This is a genomic window from Hydrogenophaga sp. (assembly GCF_030158645.1).
GTDB lineage: Bacteria > Pseudomonadota > Gammaproteobacteria > Burkholderiales > Burkholderiaceae_C > Hydrogenophaga.
Map to the genome: position 1 here is coordinate 13596 of NZ_JAOASO010000085.1, position 17916 is coordinate 31511.

At 66.3% G+C, this 17916-nt stretch carries 17 protein-coding genes; 7 read left to right on the forward strand and 10 right to left on the reverse strand.

Annotated features, from left to right (window positions below; all coding sequences use genetic code 11):
• Window positions 1–6 precede the first annotated feature (6 nt).
• From Q1W68_RS08285 to Q1W68_RS08315, 7 genes are all read right to left on the reverse strand, one after another.
• Window positions 7–474, reverse strand: coding sequence for a nuclear transport factor 2 family protein (locus tag Q1W68_RS08285; RefSeq protein WP_300716118.1), 468 nt, complete (start codon window positions 472–474; stop codon window positions 7–9).
• On the reverse strand, window positions 474–917 hold the full coding sequence (gene cynS / locus Q1W68_RS08290) for a cyanase (protein ID WP_300653708.1): 444 nt from the start codon (window positions 915–917) through the stop codon (window positions 474–476). Before cynS ends, Q1W68_RS08285 begins: the two co-directional genes overlap by 1 nt.
• Window positions 918–962: 45 nt before the next feature.
• Window positions 963–1757 carry an ABC transporter ATP-binding protein gene (locus tag Q1W68_RS08295; RefSeq protein WP_300716257.1) on the reverse strand — a complete coding sequence of 265 codons (795 nt, stop codon included), beginning with the start codon at window positions 1755–1757 and terminating at the stop codon, window positions 963–965.
• 67 nt (window positions 1758–1824) lie between these two features.
• Window positions 1825–2688, reverse strand: coding sequence for a nitrate ABC transporter permease (gene ntrB, locus Q1W68_RS08300; RefSeq protein WP_300653703.1), 864 nt, complete (start codon window positions 2686–2688; stop codon window positions 1825–1827).
• Window positions 2689–2690: 2 nt separating this feature from the next.
• Entirely contained in the window at window positions 2691–4100 is a 1410-nt protein-coding gene (locus tag Q1W68_RS08305) for a CmpA/NrtA family ABC transporter substrate-binding protein (protein WP_300716121.1), read from the reverse strand.
• Window positions 4101–4259: 159 nt separating this feature from the next.
• Entirely contained in the window at window positions 4260–4934 is a 675-nt protein-coding gene (locus Q1W68_RS08310) for a response regulator transcription factor (RefSeq protein ID WP_300716123.1), read from the reverse strand.
• Window positions 4931–6130 carry a PAS domain-containing sensor histidine kinase gene (locus tag Q1W68_RS08315; protein ID WP_300716125.1) on the reverse strand — a complete coding sequence of 400 codons (1200 nt, stop codon included), beginning with the start codon at window positions 6128–6130 and terminating at the stop codon, window positions 4931–4933. Before Q1W68_RS08315 ends, Q1W68_RS08310 begins: the two co-directional genes overlap by 4 nt.
• Window positions 6131–6222: 92 nt before the next feature.
• Between Q1W68_RS08315 and Q1W68_RS08320 the strand changes: the two genes are divergently transcribed.
• Window positions 6223–6828, forward strand: coding sequence for a cyclic nucleotide-binding domain-containing protein (locus Q1W68_RS08320; protein ID WP_300716126.1), 606 nt, complete (start codon window positions 6223–6225; stop codon window positions 6826–6828).
• On the opposite strand, the gene Q1W68_RS08325 is transcribed toward Q1W68_RS08320, so the two are convergent.
• Both Q1W68_RS08325 and Q1W68_RS08330 read right to left on the reverse strand, forming a co-directional pair.
• On the reverse strand, window positions 6825–7775 hold the full coding sequence (locus tag Q1W68_RS08325) for a TerC family protein (protein ID WP_300716127.1): 951 nt from the start codon (window positions 7773–7775) through the stop codon (window positions 6825–6827). The genes Q1W68_RS08320 and Q1W68_RS08325 overlap by 4 nt on opposite strands.
• Before the next feature lie 244 nt (window positions 7776–8019).
• Window positions 8020–9066 carry a homocysteine S-methyltransferase family protein gene (locus Q1W68_RS08330; protein WP_300649983.1) on the reverse strand — a complete coding sequence of 349 codons (1047 nt, stop codon included), beginning with the start codon at window positions 9064–9066 and terminating at the stop codon, window positions 8020–8022.
• Window positions 9067–9145: 79 nt separating this feature from the next.
• Between Q1W68_RS08330 and Q1W68_RS08335 the strand changes: the two genes are divergently transcribed.
• The 3 genes from Q1W68_RS08335 to Q1W68_RS08345 all read left to right on the forward strand — a co-directional run bounded on the left by Q1W68_RS08335 (window position 9146) and on the right by Q1W68_RS08345 (window position 11983).
• Entirely contained in the window at window positions 9146–9565 is a 420-nt protein-coding gene (locus tag Q1W68_RS08335) for a rhodanese-like domain-containing protein (protein ID WP_300716130.1), read from the forward strand.
• Window positions 9562–11463 (forward strand): DNA helicase RecQ, encoded by a 1902-nt coding sequence (gene recQ / locus Q1W68_RS08340; protein ID WP_300716260.1) that lies wholly within the window; start codon window positions 9562–9564, stop codon window positions 11461–11463. Before Q1W68_RS08335 ends, recQ begins: the two co-directional genes overlap by 4 nt.
• 175 nt (window positions 11464–11638) lie before the next feature.
• Window positions 11639–11983, forward strand: coding sequence for a hypothetical protein (locus Q1W68_RS08345; RefSeq protein WP_300649981.1), 345 nt, complete (start codon window positions 11639–11641; stop codon window positions 11981–11983).
• Window positions 11984–12121: 138 nt separating this feature from the next.
• Here the strand turns inward: Q1W68_RS08345 and Q1W68_RS08350 are convergent, their stop codons facing one another.
• Window positions 12122–14530: an ATP-binding protein gene (locus Q1W68_RS08350; RefSeq protein WP_300716133.1), complete on the reverse strand. Its 2409-nt coding sequence runs from the start codon at window positions 14528–14530 to the stop codon at window positions 12122–12124.
• Between the two features lie 170 nt (window positions 14531–14700).
• On the opposite strand from Q1W68_RS08350, the gene Q1W68_RS08355 reads away from it, so the two are divergent.
• The 3 genes from Q1W68_RS08355 (at window position 14701) to Q1W68_RS08365 (ending at window position 17867) form a co-directional block, all read left to right on the forward strand.
• On the forward strand, window positions 14701–15900 hold the full coding sequence (locus Q1W68_RS08355) for a threonine ammonia-lyase (RefSeq protein WP_300716135.1): 1200 nt from the start codon (window positions 14701–14703) through the stop codon (window positions 15898–15900).
• Window positions 15901–15983: 83 nt separating this feature from the next.
• Complete coding sequence (locus tag Q1W68_RS08360) at window positions 15984–17444, forward strand: mechanosensitive ion channel (protein WP_300654310.1); 1461 nt, start codon at window positions 15984–15986, stop codon at window positions 17442–17444.
• Window positions 17445–17867: a PaaI family thioesterase gene (locus Q1W68_RS08365; protein WP_300716137.1), complete on the forward strand. Its 423-nt coding sequence runs from the start codon at window positions 17445–17447 to the stop codon at window positions 17865–17867.
• Window positions 17868–17916 lie beyond the last annotated feature (49 nt).

The following is a 17916-nucleotide window of genomic DNA, read 5'->3' on the forward strand; positions in this document are numbered from 1 at the left end:
TTGTGCTCACAGCCCGAGTTCGGTCAGGCCCGAATGGTCCTGTGGTCGCGCACCCAGCGGCCAATGGAACAGGCGTTCATCTGCCGCAATCGGCCGGTCGTTGATGCTGGCGTGGCGCTGCTCCATGTAGCCCTCGGCAGTGAACTGCCAGTTCTCATTGCCGTGCGAGCGGAACCACTGGCCCGAGTCGTCGTGCCATTCGTAGACGAAGCGCACCGCGATGCGGTGGTCGGTGAAGGCCCAGAGTTCCTTGATGAGGCGGTACTCCAGTTCCTTCGCCCACTTGCGCACCAGGAAGGCGTGCACCTGCTCGCGGCCCACCGGGAACTCCGCGCGGTTGCGCCAGCGCGTGTCCTCGGTGTAGACCTTGACCACGCGGTCGGGGTCGCGTGAATTCCACGCGTCCTCGGCCATGCGCACCTTCTGCGCAGCGGTCTCGGCCGTGAACGGCGGCAGCGGCGGGCGCGGCTCCATCAGTACTGTTTGTACGGGAGGAATTTGCCGGACAGCACCACGTTCACGCGGTCGCCTTTGGGGTCGGCCTGGCGCTGGATGTCCATGCTGAAGTCGATCGCGCTCATGATGCCGTCGCCGAATTCCTCGTGGATCAGTTCCTTGATGGTGGTGCCGTAGACGCTGACGATTTCGTACCAGCGGTAGATCAGCGGGTCGGTGGGCACGGGCGTGGGCAGCGAGCCTTTGTAGGGCACGACCTGCAGCCACTTCTGCTCTTCGGTGGTCAGGCCGAAGATCTTGCCCACCACCTTGGCCTCGGCGGCGGACGCCGTCATCTGGCCCAGGCACAGCGCCGTGGTCCATTCCTTGGACTGGCCCACTTTTTTGGCCACGTCGGCCCAGCTGATGCCTTTGGCGACTTTGGTGGAGATGATCTTTTCGGTGACGTCGAGTCGGTTCATGGTTGCCTCGTTGCTTGTGATGAAAAAAGGAAAACGGAAATGGGGTCAGTGCGCCTTGGCGCGGCTCACCAGGAAATCAACAATGTGGTTTCGGAGGTCGTAGTAACCGTCGAGGTGATGGAGTTGCGCGCGTGTGCGGCTGCGCGGCAGCGGGTTCACCACCACCTCGGCCATGCCGCCGGGCTTGTAGCCGTTCGGCGTTTCGGTTCCGTTGCTCATGAGCAGGATCCGGTCGGCCAGCAGGATGGCTTCGTCCACGTCGTGCGTGATCATGAAAACGGTTTGCTGCGTCTTGCGCACGATGCCCATCAGCTCGTCCTGGATGGTCCCGCGCGTGAGCGCATCGAGCGCGCCGAAGGGCTCGTCGAGCAACAGCATCTTGGGCTGGATGGCGAAGGCGCGTGCGATGCCCACGCGCTGCTTCATGCCGCCGGAGAGCTGGCTGGGCTTCTTGTCGATGGCCGGCGACAGACCCACCAGCGCCACAAACTTTTCGGCGTGTTCGTTGATCTGCGTGCGGCTCCAGTCGGGCCAGCGCGACTTCACGGCGAACGCGATGTTCTGGCGCACGGTGAGCCAGGGCATGAGCGCGTGGCTCTGGAACACCACGCCGCGCTCCAGGCTGGGGCCAGCGATCTCGCGGCCGTCCATGAAGCAGTGGCCGGAGCTGGCGGTGTCCAGACCCGCCAGCACGTTGAGGATGGTGGTCTTGCCGCAGCCGCTGTGGCCGATGATGCAGACGAACTCGCCCTTGTCGATGGCGAAGGACACGTCGGCGAACACCGGCTTGTCGGCCTGGAAGGCCTTGGCGAGTTTTTCAACCTGGAGGAAACCGGTCATCTTGGGGGCTTTCGTTGGGGCCGGTGCGGCGGGCTGGGTGGCCACGGGGCTTTCGCGCACGCTGGTGTCACTCCACATAGGTCACCGCCTTCTGCAGCTGGGCAAACATGAGGTCGAGCAACATGCCGACCACGCCGATCAACAGCACGGCAAAGATCACGTTGGTGAGCGAGAGGTTGTTCCACTCGTTCCAGACGAAGTAGCCCACGCCGGTGCCGCCCACCAGCATCTCGGCGGCCACGATCACCAGCCACGCAATGCCCATGCTGATGCGCATGCCCGTGAGGATGGTGGGCGCCGCGGCCGGCAGGATCACCTGGAAGGCCTTGCGGATCGGGTTCACTTCCAGCGTGCTGGCCACGTTGAGCCACTCGCGCTTGACGGCGGACACGCCGAACGCGGTGTTGATCAACATGGGCCACACCGAGCAGATGAAGATCACGAAGATGCCGCTCACATCGGAGTCTTTGAGCGTGTAGAGCGCCAGCGGCATCCAGGCCAGCGGGCTGATGGGCTTGAGCACCTGCACGAAGGGATCGAACGCCTTGCGCATCAGCGGGGACATGCCGATGAGGAAACCCAGCGGAATGGCCACCGCCATGGCGAGCAAAAAGCCCAGGCCCACGCGGCCGAGCGAATGCGCGAGCTGGATGCCGATGCCCTTGTCGTTCGGACCCTTGTCGTAGAAGGGGTCGGACAAATGCCCCCAGGTGGCCTTCGCCACCTCGATGGGCGGCGGGAAGCCGGAGCTTTTCTCGGCACCGGGATCCTTGCCCATCATCTTGGCGTACTCGATCTGCTCGGCCGTCATGCCGGTGGACGCACCACCGATGCTCGGGCCGGAGGTGGACAGCTGCCACGCCCCGATGAACACGCAGAAGATGATCAGCGAGACCAGGGCCGCGCGCAGGTTGAGGCTGGTGGCTTTCATGGTCAGGTGGCCTTGCTGATGGCGAAGCTCTTCAGGTATTCAGCCGGCTTCGAAGCGTCAAACGCCTTGCCCATGATGGTGTGCTTGGTGTAGCCACCGCCGGCGGCGAACGGCTGGCCCAGGTCCTTCATGTGCTTGCGCGCGTCGGTGATCAGGAACACCTTCTCGGCCACGGCCTTGTAGTCCACGTCGCCCTTGATGTAGCCCCAGCGCTGCATCTGCGTGAGCATCCACACGGCCATGCTCTGCCACGGCATCGGGTCGAAGTCGGCGCGCTCGGGCACGTTCTGGATCTTGCCCAGGCCGTCGGCAAACCGGCCGGTGAGCACCTGCGTGAGCACGGCCTCGGGCTGGTTGAGGTACTGGCTGGGCGCGATCACCTTGGCGATCAGTTCGCGGTTCTTCGGGTCGCGCGCCATGGCGGCCGAGGTGAGCACCGCGCGGTACAGCGCGGCGAAGGTGTTGGGGTTCTTCTGGATGAACTCGGTGCTGGTGCCGAAGGCGCAGCAGGGGTGGCCGTTCCAGAGGTCGCGGGTCAGCACGTGGATAAACCCGACTTCGTCGAACACCGCGCGCTGGTTGAACGGATCCGGGCCGAGGAAACCGTCGATGTTGCCGGCGCGCAGGTTGGCCACCATCTCGGCCGGCGGAATGACGCGCAGCTGCACGTCGGTGTCCGGGTTCAGGCCGTTCTCGGCCAGGTAGTAGCGCAGCAGGAAGTTGTGGATCGAGTAGTCGAACGGGATGCCGAACTTGAAGCCCTTCCAGTTCTTCGGGTCGCGGTTGTTCTTGTGCTTGAGCGCCAGCGTGATGGCCTGGCCGTTGATGTTCTGGATGGTCGCCACGTTCATCGGCACGGCGTTGCTGCCCAGGCCCAGGCTGATGGCCAGCGGCATCGGCGAGAGGAAATGCGACGCGTCGTATTCCTTGTTGATCATCTTGTCGCGCACCAGGGCCCAGCCCGCGGTCTTGGTGACTTCGACGTTGAGGCCCTGCTTCTGGTAGAAGCCCAGCGGCGCGGCCATGATGAGCGGCGTGGCGCAGGTGATCGGGATGAAGCCGATCTTCAGGTTGGTCTTCTCCAGCGAGCCCTGTTTTTCCTGGGCCATGGCCTGCAGGCTGGCCACCGGCAACACGCTGGCGATCGCCGCCATGGCCGTGCCCTTGCCCACCGCGCGCAGGAAGCGGCGACGCACCTCGTCGTGCGGGAACAGCGCCTTGACCAGCGTGGCTTCGATGAACTCGTTGCTGTAGGCCTCGAACTCGGCGGTCTCGCTGCGCCGGCGCAACTCGATGGCCGCACCGTCCGCGGCCACCTCGGCGTGGTGGTCAGCGATCGTGTGGTCGCGTCCGCAGCTGCACTTGAGCATGAGCGGACGATCGGCGTTGTAGGGATCGAAGAATTCGGACATGGCGCGCACCTCGTGAGTTGATGGACGAGGTGGACATTGCAAGCACCGGGCCAGATACGGGCCAGGGGTACCCGTTGATCGCCGTGTTTGCCAAGTCGCGGGGCCTTGGCCGACCTTGTGTAGGGCCAGCCCTACACGGCGGTGGTCAAAACCGGCGAATCAGGGCTTGGCGCGGTGCCGTTCGGCGTAGAGCGCGAGCTCCACGTCGTTCTTGGTACCGGTTTTCTCGAGCACGCGGGCCCGGTAGGTGCTGACCGTGTTGGGCGCCAGGCCGAGCTGTGCACCAATTTCGCTCACGGTCTGGCCTTGTGTGAGCAGGCGGTAGACCTGGTGCTCGCGGTGCGACAGGGTTTCGGGCCCGGCCTGCGCGGTGGCGTTGCCCACGGCGGCGGCCAGCGCCTCGGCCGTGGCCTGCGTGAGGAACACCCCGCCGCCCGCCGCCTTGCGCACGGCGTAGAGCATGTCGTCGGGGTCGGCGCTCTTGTTCAGGTACCCGCACGCGCCCAGGCGGATGCAGCGCACCGCGTACTGCTTTTCGGGGTAGGTGCTCAGCATGAGCACCGGCAGCAGCGGGTGCTCACGTTTGATGGTCTGCAGCACGTCTAGCCCGTCGAGCCCGGGCATGGCGATGTCGAGCAGCACCAGGTCCAGGCCGTCGAGCCCGCCGAGCGCGCGCACCTTGGCCAGCACCTCGTCGCCGCTCTGCGCTTCGGCCACCACCTGCACGTCGGGCGCGTCGGCCAGGATCTGTTTCAGGCCTTCGCGCACGATGCGGTGGTCGTCGCCGATCAGCACGCGGATGGTTTCGGACAACACGTCGAACACGGTGGTCATGCAGGGGCTCCGCTGGGTGTCTGGAGAGGCAGTTCGATCGACAGGCGCATCAGCGTGCCCTGTCCTGGTGCACTGGTGATCTGGATGTCGCCGCCGAAATGGCGGGCACGTTCGCGCATGCCCATCACCCCGTAGGCATCGGCGGCTTCAAAGGCCTGGGCCGGTGCACCCACGCCGTCGTCCCGCACCGAAAGGCTCAGCACCCCGGCCTGCACGGCGATGCGCACATCGAGATGGCGCGCGCGCGCGTGCCGGCCCACGTTGCTCAACATCTCCTGGAAGATGCGGAACACGCCCATGGCCAGGGGGTCGGGCGGGTCGGGTGCGTCGTCCACCTCCATGCACCAGTTCAGGGCCATCTCGGCCGACTGCACGAATTCCTGCGCCTGCCATTCGAGCGCGGCCCACAGGCCCTGGTGGTCCAGGATGCTGGGGCGCAGGTCGGTGATGATGCGGCCCACGTTGTCCACCGCGTTCTCGATCAGCCGGCTCATGTTCTGGCACTTGCAACGCATGCGCTCGCGCATGTCGCCCGCGGCTTCCTGCGTGCGCTGCTCCTGCTCGGAGAGGCGCTTGTCCAGCCAGTTCACGTCCATCTTCAGCGCCACCAGCAGGCTGCCGAGCTCATCGTGCACCTCGCGGGCGATGCGGGTGCGCTCTTCCTCGCGCACGGCCTCCGACCGTGCGGCCAGCTCGCGCACCTGCTTGAGCGCGGTGGCCAGTGCGAGCGTGCGCTCACCAACGCGCTCTTCCAGCTCGTCCTTGGCGCGCTGCAGCGCGTCGGCCGCGCGCTTGCGCTCGGTGATGTCGACGAAGGTCACGACCGCGCCGCGCACCGCGCCGCCGTCGATGATGGGGTGGCTGGAGTACTCCACCGGGAAGCTGGAGCCGTCGCGGCGCCAGAACACCTCGGTGTCGATGCGACAGGGCAGCCCCTCCAGAAACGCCTTGAAGATCGGGCAGTCTTCCACCGGGTAGTGCGCGCCGTCGGCGTGCGAATGGTGGGTGAGGTCGTGCATGTTGCAGCCCAGCAGCTCGCCGGGCTCGAAGCCGATCATGCGGGCGCCGGCGTGGTTGATGAACACGCACAGGCCGTCCAGATCGATGCCGAAGACGCCCTCGCCGGTGGAGGCGAGCAGCAAAGCCAGCGGATCGCCCCAGGCGCGGGTGTTCGGTGTGGGTGCGTCGATCTGCATGCACCCGTTGCACGCAATGAATGTGCCAAAGCGGTGCATGGCCGGGGAGCGACGACAATGGGGCCCATCCCCGCAGCCCACCAGTAGTGCCCATGGCCCTGTTCGACAAACTGTTCGGCGAGCGCTCCACCGCCGCCAGCGCGCGCAAGCGCCGACACCAGCGGGATGGCCAGTCCAACACCGCCCACCGGGCCGCCGAGCTGCTGCGCTCCAACACGGCACTGGTCCAGTTGACCGAAGCGGAGGCGCTGACGGTGGTGGCCTACATGGAACTGCGCCACTGCGCCGAGGGCGAGGCCATCATCCGCCAGGGCCACAGCGGCGGTGACGACGGCTTCATGGCGCTGGTGATCGAGGGCGAGATCACGGTCGAAGCCGTCACGGTGAGCCGCACCGAACCGCTCACGGTCAACGTGCTCGGCCCGGGGCACCTCATGGGCGAGATGTCGCTGATGGACGGCGAAGCCCGCTCGGCCACCTGCACCGCCAGCACCGAGGTGCGCTGCGCCGTGCTCACCCGCGCGGCCCTGCAAAGCCTGATGGCCGAGGAAGCCACCACCGCCGCCAAGCTGCTCAGCGCCGTGGCCCAGCGCCTGAGCCAGCGGCTGCGCGAGACCGACACCAAGCTGCAGCTCTACGGTCAACTCGTGCTGTCGATGCAGCAGGAGATCGACCGCCTGATTCCCGAACAGCCTTAAGTGTTTGGAGCCGTTTTCGAGCTCCAGATCATGGTGATGGCGAGGATCGACAGGACGACGCCAAGAGAAACAGCCACCGGGATCTTGAAGACGTCGATCAACAGCATCTTGCTGCCGATGAACACCAGGATCACGGCCAGACCGTAGTTCAGCAAGTGGAAGCGGCTGGCCGCGGCCTGCAGCAGGAAGAACATGGCGCGCAGGCCCAGGATGGCGAACACGTTGCTGGTGAGCACGATGAACGGGTCCTTGGTGATGGCGAAGATCGCGGGGATCGAATCCACCGCAAAGATCACGTCGGTCAGGCCCACCAGGCAGATCACCATGAACAGCGGCGTGGCAATGCGCTTGCCGTTCTCCACCGTCCAGAACTTCTCACCGTCGAAGTTCTTGCTCACCGGCAAGACCTTGCGCAGCAGCTTGAGCGCGGGGTTGTCTTCCAGGCTCGGCTCCTGGCCGGCGGCCCACCACATCTTCAGACCGGTGAGCACCAGGAAGGCGCCGAACACGTACAGAACCCAGTGGAACTGCGAGATCAGCCAGCCGCCCACCAGGATCATCACCGTGCGCAGCACGATGGCGCCCACAATGCCGATCATGAGCACGCGCTTCTGGTAAGCCGCGGGCACGGCGAAGTAGGTGAAGATGAGCAGGAAGACAAAGATGTTGTCGACCGCCAGGCTCTTCTCGATCAGGTAGCCCGTGAGGAACTCGAGCGACTTCTCGTTGGCAATCGCGCTTGACCCCGTGGTGTCCTTGATGGCGAACCAGAACAACACGTTGAACACGAAGCTCAAGCCCACCCAGACCAGCGACCAGTTGATCGCCTGCTTGACGCTCACCTCCTGCGCGCCCTGCTTCTTGAGCACGACAAAATCGACAAACAGGGCCGCCACGACGAACACGACGAAGACGATCCACAGCCACAACGGGGCAATGCTTTCCATGAGAAACCTCAGATTTGGTGTTGAAGGAACACCCCAAGGTCTTGCCATGGCCGCACGGTGTGCGGTTGGGGATTTCCGGCGACCGTCAGGCCGCGTATTGACGAAAATCCCACCCGCCGAGGCCCGGCTGTGCGCCGGGTGGCAGGTTGACTACTCCCCTTGAAGGGAAGCGCGATTGTGGTGGCGAAACACAAGTTCCACCAACTGAACCACCCTCAGGATTTTCCTGAAGATCGCACTTGAATCAAGCGGCTTCCTTGTAAAACAGCTCGCGCTTGAGACTGCGCGGAGCCAGCGGCTCCACGCTCTGGTGGATGGCCGCGATGTGCTCCGGTGTGGTGCCGCAGCAACCCCCCACGATGTTGACCAGACCCTCGGCCGCGAACTCGCGCAGCAGGCGGCTGGTGTCCTCGGGGGTTTCGTCAAAGCCGGTGTCGCTCATGGGGTTGGGCAGGCCGGCGTTGGGGTAGCAGCTGATGAAGGTGTCGCCCGCGACCTTGGCCAGCTCCTGGATGTAGGGGCGCATCAGCGCGGCACCCAGCGCGCAGTTCAGGCCCACGGCCAGCGGCTGCAGGTGGCGCACGCTGGCCCAGAAGGCGCTGACGGTCTGGCCGCTCAGGATGCGGCCCGAGGCGTCGGTCACGGTGCCGCTGATGATCACCGGCAGGCGCTCGCCGCTGTTCTCGAAAAACTCGTCGATCGCGAACAGCGCGGCCTTGGCGTTGAGCGTGTCGAAGATGGTTTCCACCAGCAGCACGTCGGCACCGCCTTCGACCAGCGCCTCGATCTGCTCCAGGTACGCGGCGCGCAGCTGCTCGAAGGTCACGTTGCGCGCCCCGGCGTCGTTCACGTCGGGGCTGATGCTGGCGGTCTTGGGCGTGGGGCCGAGCGCGCCGGCCACGAAGCGCGGTTTGTCGGGCGTGCTGAACTTGTCGCAGGCCGCGCGCGCGATGCGCGCCGAGGCCAGGTTCATCTCGCGGGCCAGGTGCCCCATCTCGTAGTCGTCCTGCGCGATGGTGGTGGCGCCAAAGGTGTTGGTCTCGATCAGGTCGGCACCCGCAGCCAGGTAGCCCTCGTGGATGTCGCGGATCACATCGGGGCGCGTGAGGCTCAGCAGCTCGTTGTTGCCCTTGACATCCTTGTGGAAGTCCTTGAAGCGCTCACCCCGGTACTGGGCCTCGCCGAGCTTGAACCGCTGGATCATGGTGCCCATCGCGCCGTCGAGGATGGCGATGCGGTGTTTCAGGATCTCGGGCAGCGCCTGGGCGCGGGTGTAGGCAGGGGAAGTCATGCCAGGATTGTAAGAACCGGTCGGGTCGGGGGGGCGCAGCCGGATGGGCGGCCTCGGGCTTTCCCCGACAATAGGCGGCATGAAACACCTCTCGCCCACACAGGCCTGGGCCTGGTTGCAGGCCGAACGCGAGCAGCGCGAAGCCCGCGGCGACGCCCCGCCGCTGTTTGTGGACGTGCGCATGGAAATCGAATCCCTCTACGTGGGCCGCCCGCCCGGCGTGGAGAACATTCCCTGGTACGAATACCCCGACCTCACCCCCGACCCGGCGCGTTTTGCGCAGGCGGTGGAGCGCGAGGCCGGCGACAAACAGCGCCCGGTGCTGCTGATCTGCCGCAGCGGCAAACGCACGCTGGACGCCGGCAAGGCACTCGAAGCCGCCGGCTTCAGCGAAGTGGCGCACGTGGTGCACGGCTTCGAGGGCGAGCTCAACGAGGACTTCAAACGCTCCAGCCTGAATGGCTGGCGGCACGATGGGTTGCCGTGGGAGCAGATGTGATCGACATCGCGCCGGAAAGCGAGATCCTGGAGGCCAGCGTCGGCGTTCTGCAAGAGGTCTTCGGGTTTGACGCCTTCCGCGGCCCGCAGGCCGAGATCGTGGCGCACGTGGGGGGTGGCGGCGACGCGCTGGTGCTCATGCCCACCGGCGGTGGCAAGTCGCTCTGTTACCAGGTGCCGGCGATCGTGCGCGAGCGCAGCGGTCAGGGCCTCACGGTGGTGGTGTCGCCGCTGATCGCGCTCATGCACGACCAGGTGGGTGCGCTCCTGGAAGCCGGCGTGGCCGCGGCCTTCCTGAATTCCAGCCTCTCCAGCGAAGACGCGCAGCGCGTGGAAAAAGAAATGCTGCGCGGCGAACTCACGCTGTTGTATGCGGCGCCCGAACGCCTGACCACGCCGCGTTTTCTGGCCCTGCTCGACTCGCTCAAGGAGCGCGGCAAGCTCGCGCTGTTCGCCATCGACGAAGCCCACTGCGTGAGCCAGTGGGGCCACGATTTCCGCCCCGAGTACCGGGGCCTGGCCGTGCTGCACGAGCGCTTTGCCGGCGTGCCGCGCGTGGCGCTCACCGCCACCGCCGACGACCTCACGCGCGCCGACATCGTCGAGCGCTTGCAGCTGCAGGACGCGCGCACCTTCATCAGCAGCTTCGACCGGCCCAACATCCGCTATCAGCTGGTGGAGAAAAAAGACGCCACCGCGCAGCTGCTGCGCTTCATCCGCGACGAACACACCAGCGGCGACGAACACGACGCCGGCATCGTCTACTGCCAGTCGCGCCGCCGGGTGGAAGAGGTGGCCCAGTTGCTGGGCGAGGCCGGGCTCCAAGCCATGCCTTACCACGCCGGGCTGGACGCGGCCGTGCGGCAGAAACACCAGGACCGCTTCCTGCGCGAGGAGGGCCTGATCATGGTGGCCACCATCGCGTTCGGCATGGGCATCGACAAGCCCGACGTGCGTTTCGTGGCCCACCTGGACATGCCCAAGAACATCGAGGGCTACTACCAGGAAACCGGCCGCGCCGGGCGCGACGGCGAACCCGCCAACGCCTGGATGGCCTACGGCCTGCAGGACGTGGTGAACCAGCGCCGCATGATCGACGAGAGCCCGGCGGCCGAAGAGTTCAAGCAGGTGCTGCGCGGCAAGCTTGACGCGTTGTTGACGCTGGCCGAAGCCAGCGATTGCCGCCGCGTGCGCCTGCTCTCCTATTTCGGGGAACACAGCGAGCCCTGCGGCAACTGCGACAACTGCCTGCACCCGCCGCAGCTCTTTGACGCCACCGAGTCCGCGCGCAAGCTGCTCTCGTGCATCTACCGCGTGCAGCAGTCCAGCGGCACGGCCTTTGGTGCCGGCCACATCATGGACATCCTGCGCGGCAAGGTCACCGAGAAGGTGACGCAGCACGGGCACGACAAGCTCTCCACCTTCGGCATCGGCGCCGATTTGTCCGAGACCCAGTGGCGCGCGCTGTTGCGCCAGCTGATTGCCCGCGAGGCGGTGCAGGTGGACGCGGCGCACTACAACACGCTGCACCTGCAGGACGCGGCGCGCGAGATCTTGAAGGGCCAGAGCGCCGTGTGGCTGAAGTCGCTGGCCGAAAAGGCCGCCGGCTCCGGGCGCGTGAGCCGCCCGCGCAACGCCCGCGCCGCGGTGGCCGACGACGGCCAGCCGCTCACCCTGGCTGCGCGCGACAGTCTGGACGCGCTCAAGGCCTGGCGTGCCGGCGTGGCGAAGGAGCACAACCTGCCCGCTTTCGTGATCTTTCACGACGCCACGCTGCGCGCGATCGCCGCCCGCCAGCCCCGCACGCTGGCCGATCTGGACGGCATTGCCGGCCTGGGCGTCAAAAAGCGGGAGGCCTACGGCGACGAGGTGTTGCGGGTGGTGAGTGCTTTCGGTTGAGCGCAGAGTCGGGCTTCAGGCCCCGACCACCACCATCGGCTGACACGCCCGACCGCTCATCGCAAGCGGCCGTTTTCAGCCCTGTCATTGCTCAAGAACGCCCCCCACATGACGATGCTTGAGGTGTACCCGGGGAACGGTCCCCTCACCCCGAACATCTCGAACGGAGCACTGCATGTTTTCCTGGCTGCCCTGGATTGGCAAAAGCAAAAGGGTTCAGTACCACGACACGCAAGTGCTGGAGCTGGATTTCCTGGTGGACGAGTTCCACGCCGCGATGGCCGACATCCAGGACCCGGTGCGCGTGCGCATCCACGCCGCGCTGCTCTCCTGCCAAAGCCCCAAGGACCTCTGGTTCCTGCGCAGCAAGCTCTTTGGCCTGATTTCCAAACACCATTGCGAGAGCGTGGCCAACACCCGCATCGGCCGCCTCGACCAGAAGCTGCGCTTCTTCGTGGAACACCACCCCGATTATTCGTCGGACGAGTTGCCCAGCAAGCCCATGATGCTGGTTCACTGAACCTCCCGCGCCGCCTGCGGCGTCACCCCCCTGGGGACGTCCGCTGTGGCCCGTCCCGAGCCTGTCGAAGGGCGGTTCCACGCTGCCCTGGATGAGAAAAGGCCACCGCAAGGTGGCCTTTTCTTTGGGCGTGCGCCCTCAGTGGACGAACCCCATGCCACGCGCTTCGCGCACCTCGGGCTTGATGCGGTGTTCGGCTTCGAGTTGGGCGATGAACTCCTCGGGCTCGAGCACTTCGGCGAGGATCTCCACCTGCCGTTTCACCGCAGCAAAGTCACCGGGGCACAACTGGTCGAGTTTGCTCAGCCGCACCGCGTGTGCCCCGTCCAGCCTCGACACGTCACCCGCCAGCGCCTCCACCACAAACATGGTTTCGCGCTGCTCGGCGGTGAGCGGCTTGAAACGGATCTTGAAGGTGAATCGCCGCAGCGCCGCCTGATCGATCCTGTCCATCAGGTTGGTGGTGCAGATGAAAATGCCGGCGAAGCGCTCCATGCCCTGCAGCATCTCGTTGACCTCGGTGACCTCGTAGGTGCGCTGAGCGCCGCGGCGGTCTTGCAGAAAGCTGTCGGCCTCGTCGAGCAACAGCACGGCCTTCTCGGCCTCGGCCTCGCGGAACATGGCCGCCATCTGCTGCTCGGTCTCACCCACAAACTTGCTCACCAGGTCGCTCGCGCGGCGGATCATCAACGGGCGCTCCAGCTGCTGGGCCAGGTGCTCGGCCAGCGCGGTCTTGCCGGTGCCGGGCGCGCCGTGAAAACACAGACAGCCGTGCCCGCGCGCCTTGAGCGCGGCGATCACGCGCGGCAACTCATAACGCGACTCGACGTTGAGCATGTCCAGGCTGTACTGCGTGACGCTGGGGCGCTGCACCAGGTCGGGCTTGCGGCCCAGCGCGAGATCGGCGTTTTTCAGCTGCCGTTCGATCAGCTCGTCGAGCATGGGTGCCGCTGCGAGACGGGCTTTGGTGGTGCGACGCGTGGCGGGTTTGGCGGGGCTGGCAGCCAGCTCGGCGAAGCGCACCGCGGTGCGGATCTGCGCGGGCGTGAGGCCTTTGCGCTCGGTGAGTCGCGCCACCAGCGCGTCGGACACCGGCGCGCCTTCCAGCGTCTTGCGCACCAGCTGCTCGCGCGCTCCGGGCGGCGGGCTCTTGAGTTCGAGGTGGTAGGCAAAGCGGCGGCGAAACGCCGGGTCGATCTGCTCGATGCGGTTGGTCACCCAGATCGTGGGCACGGCGTTGGTCTCCAGGATCTGGTTGACCCAGGCCTTGCCGCTGACGCTGCCGGTGTGCGAGGCCGCCACGTGCTCGGCGCGCGCCATGATCTGCGCGGCCTCGCTGGAGATCGGCGGGAACACGTCTTCAACTTCATCAAACAGCAGCGCCGAATGCGCCGTGCCTTTGAGGAACACCTGCGCGATCTGCAGCGAGCGGTAGCGGTCGCGGCCCGAGAGCGCATTGCCGTCGCGGTCGGCGTACTCGACTTCAAAGAGTTCCAGCCCGGCGGCCTGCGCCACCACACGGGCGAGTTCGGTCTTGCCGGTGCCGGGTGGTCCGTACATCAGCACGTTCACACCCGGTTCCTTGCGCGCCACGGCTTCGCGCAGCAGGCCGCAGAGCAGGCGCACGTCTTCGCCCACGTAATCGAAGTCTTTGGGCGTGAGCGCCGAGCGCGCGGCCGGGCGGGTGAACACCGCCATGAGTTCGCTCTGCGTGCGGTACTCACGCATCAGCACCGGCGGCAGTTTTTCGCTGACCTTCATGAGGTCGGCCAGGTCGGTGATGTTGTGCTCGGAGATGAGGTTTTCCACCATGCCGATGCGCTCCAGCCGCGAGCCGGCGCGCAGGGCCTCGCCCACCTCGCTGGCCTTCACGCCGGCCACGTCGGCGATGGCCGCGTAGGCTTCGGGCGCGTTGTTCACCTTGAACTCCACCAGGATGGAGCGCAGGTCGCGCTGGTAACGCGCGAGCGTGCCGTACAGCAGCAAGGCGCGTTCGGCACGGTTGAGCTGCAGCAGGCCGGCGAGCGCGTCGATGTTTTTCTCGACCAGCGTGGATTGTTTCTTCAACGAGTGGCTGAGCCATTCACCGGTGACGGCCAGCACCGAGAGCAGGTCTTTGGGCGACTCCTTGGCGTACTCGTCGAGGTAAAAAAACAAGGTGCCTTCTTCGTACGGGCCACGCCACACACCGTAGCGCTCCATGAAGGCGGTGGTCGGCAGCTTGTCGTGGCCGCTCCAAAGCTCGTTGTCCTTGCAGCGGCGCTCCAGAAATTCGCGCAGGCGCGACAGCACCGTGAGCGGCCAGACCAGATGGCGACCGGCGAGCGAGAGCAGGGTGTTGAGGTCGCGCCGCACGTTGAAGCGCGGGCCCTGGCGCGCGGCCAGGGTGAGCACGAAATGCGAGCACATCAGATCGAGCACCGGGGCCTGACGAAGGCCGTGCGGCACGAACACGCGACCCTCGCCCACGAAGGGCGCTCGGCCCTCGCGAGGGTCGGTCGGGGTGCGGCCAGCGGTGATTGCAGGCTGCACGGAACGCTTGCTCATCCAGACACCTCCAGAACGTGCTTCCAGTGACGCCGTACCGGGACATCCGGTATTCAAATGGACCATAACCCAGCTTGATGATTCATGGAAGTGAGTGATGGTCGGTGTTTGTGGGATTTGTCCGGCTTTGAGCCCATGCGCCCAGCGCGCTGCCGGTTCACAATCGCGCGATGCTGGAACTCCAAGACATTCAAGCCGCCGCCGCCCGCCTGAGCGGGCAGGTGCTGGACACGCCCTTCGTGGAATCGCGCACCATCTCGCAGCTCACCGGCTGCCAGGTGTTCCTGAAGTTCGAGAACCTGCAGTACACCGCCTCGTTCAAGGAGCGCGGGGCCTGCAACAAGCTGGCGCAGCTGGGTGCCGAGGAGCGCGCGCGCGGCGTGATCGCGATGAGCGCGGGCAACCACGCCCAGGGTGTGGCGTACCACGCGCAGCGCCTGGGACTGCGTGCGGTGATCGTCATGCCGCGCTTCACGCCCGGCGTGAAGGTGGAGCGCACGCGTGGCTTCGGCGCCGAGGTGGTGCTGCACGGCGATTCGCTGGACGAGTCGCGCACCCACGCGCGCGAGCTCGCGACGCAGGAAGGCCTGGTGTTCGTGCACCCCTACGACGACGAAGACATCGTGGCTGGCCAGGGCACGGTGGCGCTGGAGATGCTGCGCGAGCAGCCCGACCTGGACACGCTGGTGGTGGCCATCGGCGGCGGCGGGCTGATCGCCGGCATGGCCACCGCAGCCAAGGCGATCAAGCCGGGCATCGAGGTCATCGGCGTGCAGACCGAGCGCTTTCCGGCCATGGTCAATGCCATCAAGGGCACCCACCTGCCGCAAGGCACGAGCACCATCGCCGAAGGCATTGCGGTGGGCACACCGGGTGTGATCACCGAGGCCATCGTGCGCCAGAAGGTGGACGACCTGTTGCTGGTCGACGAGGGCGACATCGAGCAGGCCATCGTGATGCTGCTGGAGATCGAGAAGACGCTGGTGGAAGGCGCGGGCGCCGCCGGTCTGGCCGCGCTCATCAAGCATCCGCAGCGCTTTGCCGGCAAACGCGTCGGCCTGGTGCTGTGCGGCGGCAACATCGACCCGATGCTGCTGGCCTCCATCATCGAGCGCGGCATGGTGCGCGCCGGTCGGCTCGCGCGCATCCAGGTGAACGCGCGCGACGTGCCGGGCAACCTCGCGCGCATCACCGCCACCGTGGCGGACGCGGGCGCCAACATCGACGAGGTGCACCACCAGCGCGCCTTCACGCTGCTGGCGGCGCAGAACGTGGCCATCGAACTGGTGCTGCAAACGCGCGGGCGCGAGCACATCGCACAGGTGATCGAGCGCCTGCAGCAGGCGGGCTTCGAGACCGCGCTGTTGTGAGTCCCGGCGCCGCTGGCGGTTGACGCTGGCGACAGCGCTCTGCATCATGGTCCGGGGCCCGACACACCAACCGGAGGAAGACCATGAACACCAACGCCTTGTGGGACTCGCTGCAAAACAACCTGGGCACCCACATCCCGCAGCTGCTCGGGGCGCTGGCCATCTTCATCCTGGGCTGGCTGATCGCGGTGCTGGTGCGGGCGGCCACGCGCAAGACGCTGGGCTTCAGCGGTGTGAACCACCGTTTCGGCAAGCTCACCGGCACGGGGGTGGACATCGAAGGCGCGGTGGCGCTCGCCTTGTTCTGGCTGGTGATCCTGCTCACGCTGGTGGCGGTGTTCAATTCGCTGAACCTGGCCATCGTCTCCGGTCCGTTCTCGGCCTTCACCACGCAGCTGTTTGAATACGCGCCGCGCTTGCTGGGCGGCCTGGTGCTGGCGCTGGTGGGCTGGCTGGTGGCCAGCGTGGTGCGGGCGCTGGCGCAGAAACTGCTCGACAGGACCACGCTCGACGACCAGCTCTCCGCACACGCCGACATGGCGCCCATGAGCGAGAGCCTGGCGGGCGCGCTGTTCTGGCTGGTGATCCTGCTGTTCGTCCCGGCCATTCTGGGCGCGCTGCAACTCGAGGGCCTGCTCGACCCGCTGCGCAGCATGGTCACCAAAACCCTGGACATGCTGCCCAACGCGGTGGCGGCGTTCGTGATCGGTGGCGTGGGCTGGATTGTGGCCACCGTGCTGCGCAAGCTCACCACCCACCTCAGCCGCACGGCGGGCATCGACCAGCTGGGCGGCCGCGCGGGTCTGGGTGAAACGGTGCAGCTCTCCAGCGCCATCGGCCTGCTGGTGTTCATCGCGGTGTTCCTGCCTTCGCTCATCGCCGCACTGGATGCCTTGAAGATCGAGGCGATCTCGCGCCCGGCCACCGAGATGCTGGGCAAGCTGATGCTGGCTGTGCCCAACATCGTGGCCGCCGGGCTGATCCTGGTCGTCACCTGGCTGGTTGCCCGTTTCGCCAGTCAGTTGCTGGCCAGCCTGCTGGCCGCCCTGGGTTTTGACACCCTGCCCGCGCGCGTGCAGCTGGCCCATGCGTTCGAGACAACCAGCGCATCGCAGACGGTGGGCCGGGTGGTGCTGTTTTTCGCCATGCTGTTCGCCACGGTGGAGGCCGCCGCTCAGCTCGGCTTCCGCCAGGTCAGCGACATCGTGGCCAGCTTCATCCGTTTTGGCGGCGACATCCTGCTGGGCTCGGCCATCCTGGTGATTGGCTTCTGGCTCGCCAACGTGGCGCACGACGCCATCGACCGGGCCAGCGGCGCGCGCACGCAGGGCCTGGCGCGTCTGGGCCGCTACGCCATCCTCGCGCTGGTCATCGCCATGGGCCTGCGCGCCATGGGCATCGCCGACGACATCGTCAACCTCGCCTTCGGGCTCACGCTCGGGGCGGTGGCGGTGGCGTTTGCCCTGTCGTTCGGCCTGGGCGGGCGCGAGGCGGCTGGCAAACTCATGGACCACTGGCTCGCCCGTTTGCGCAAAGAGGACTGAATGCCCCATTCGCCATCCCCCGTCTCGGTTCAATCGCTGCAGGATCTGCTGTCCGCGTGGTTCGCGCCCTGGGTCCAGGGCCTGGGAATGCAGGTCGAGTCGTTTGCCGACGGCGAAGTCACGCTTCGCCTGCCGCAAAGCGACCAGCTCGCGCGCGTGGGCGGCATGCTGTGCGGCCAGGCCATGATGTCGGCCGCCGACACCGCCATGGTGCTGGCCATCGTCTCGCAACTCGGCGAACGCCACATGACCACGGTGCAGCAGAACACCAGCTTCCTCAAGCCGATCTCGGGCCAGGACGCCCGCGTCACCGCGCGCGTGGTGCGCGCTGGCAAAAACCTGGTGTTTGGCGAAATCGACATTTCTGGTGCCACCGACGGACGCAGCGTGTGCCGCGCCAGCACCACCTACGCACTGCTCTGAGGCATCTGCCTTTAAAATCCCTGGAGTTTTTGAACCTCCCATCGGAAAA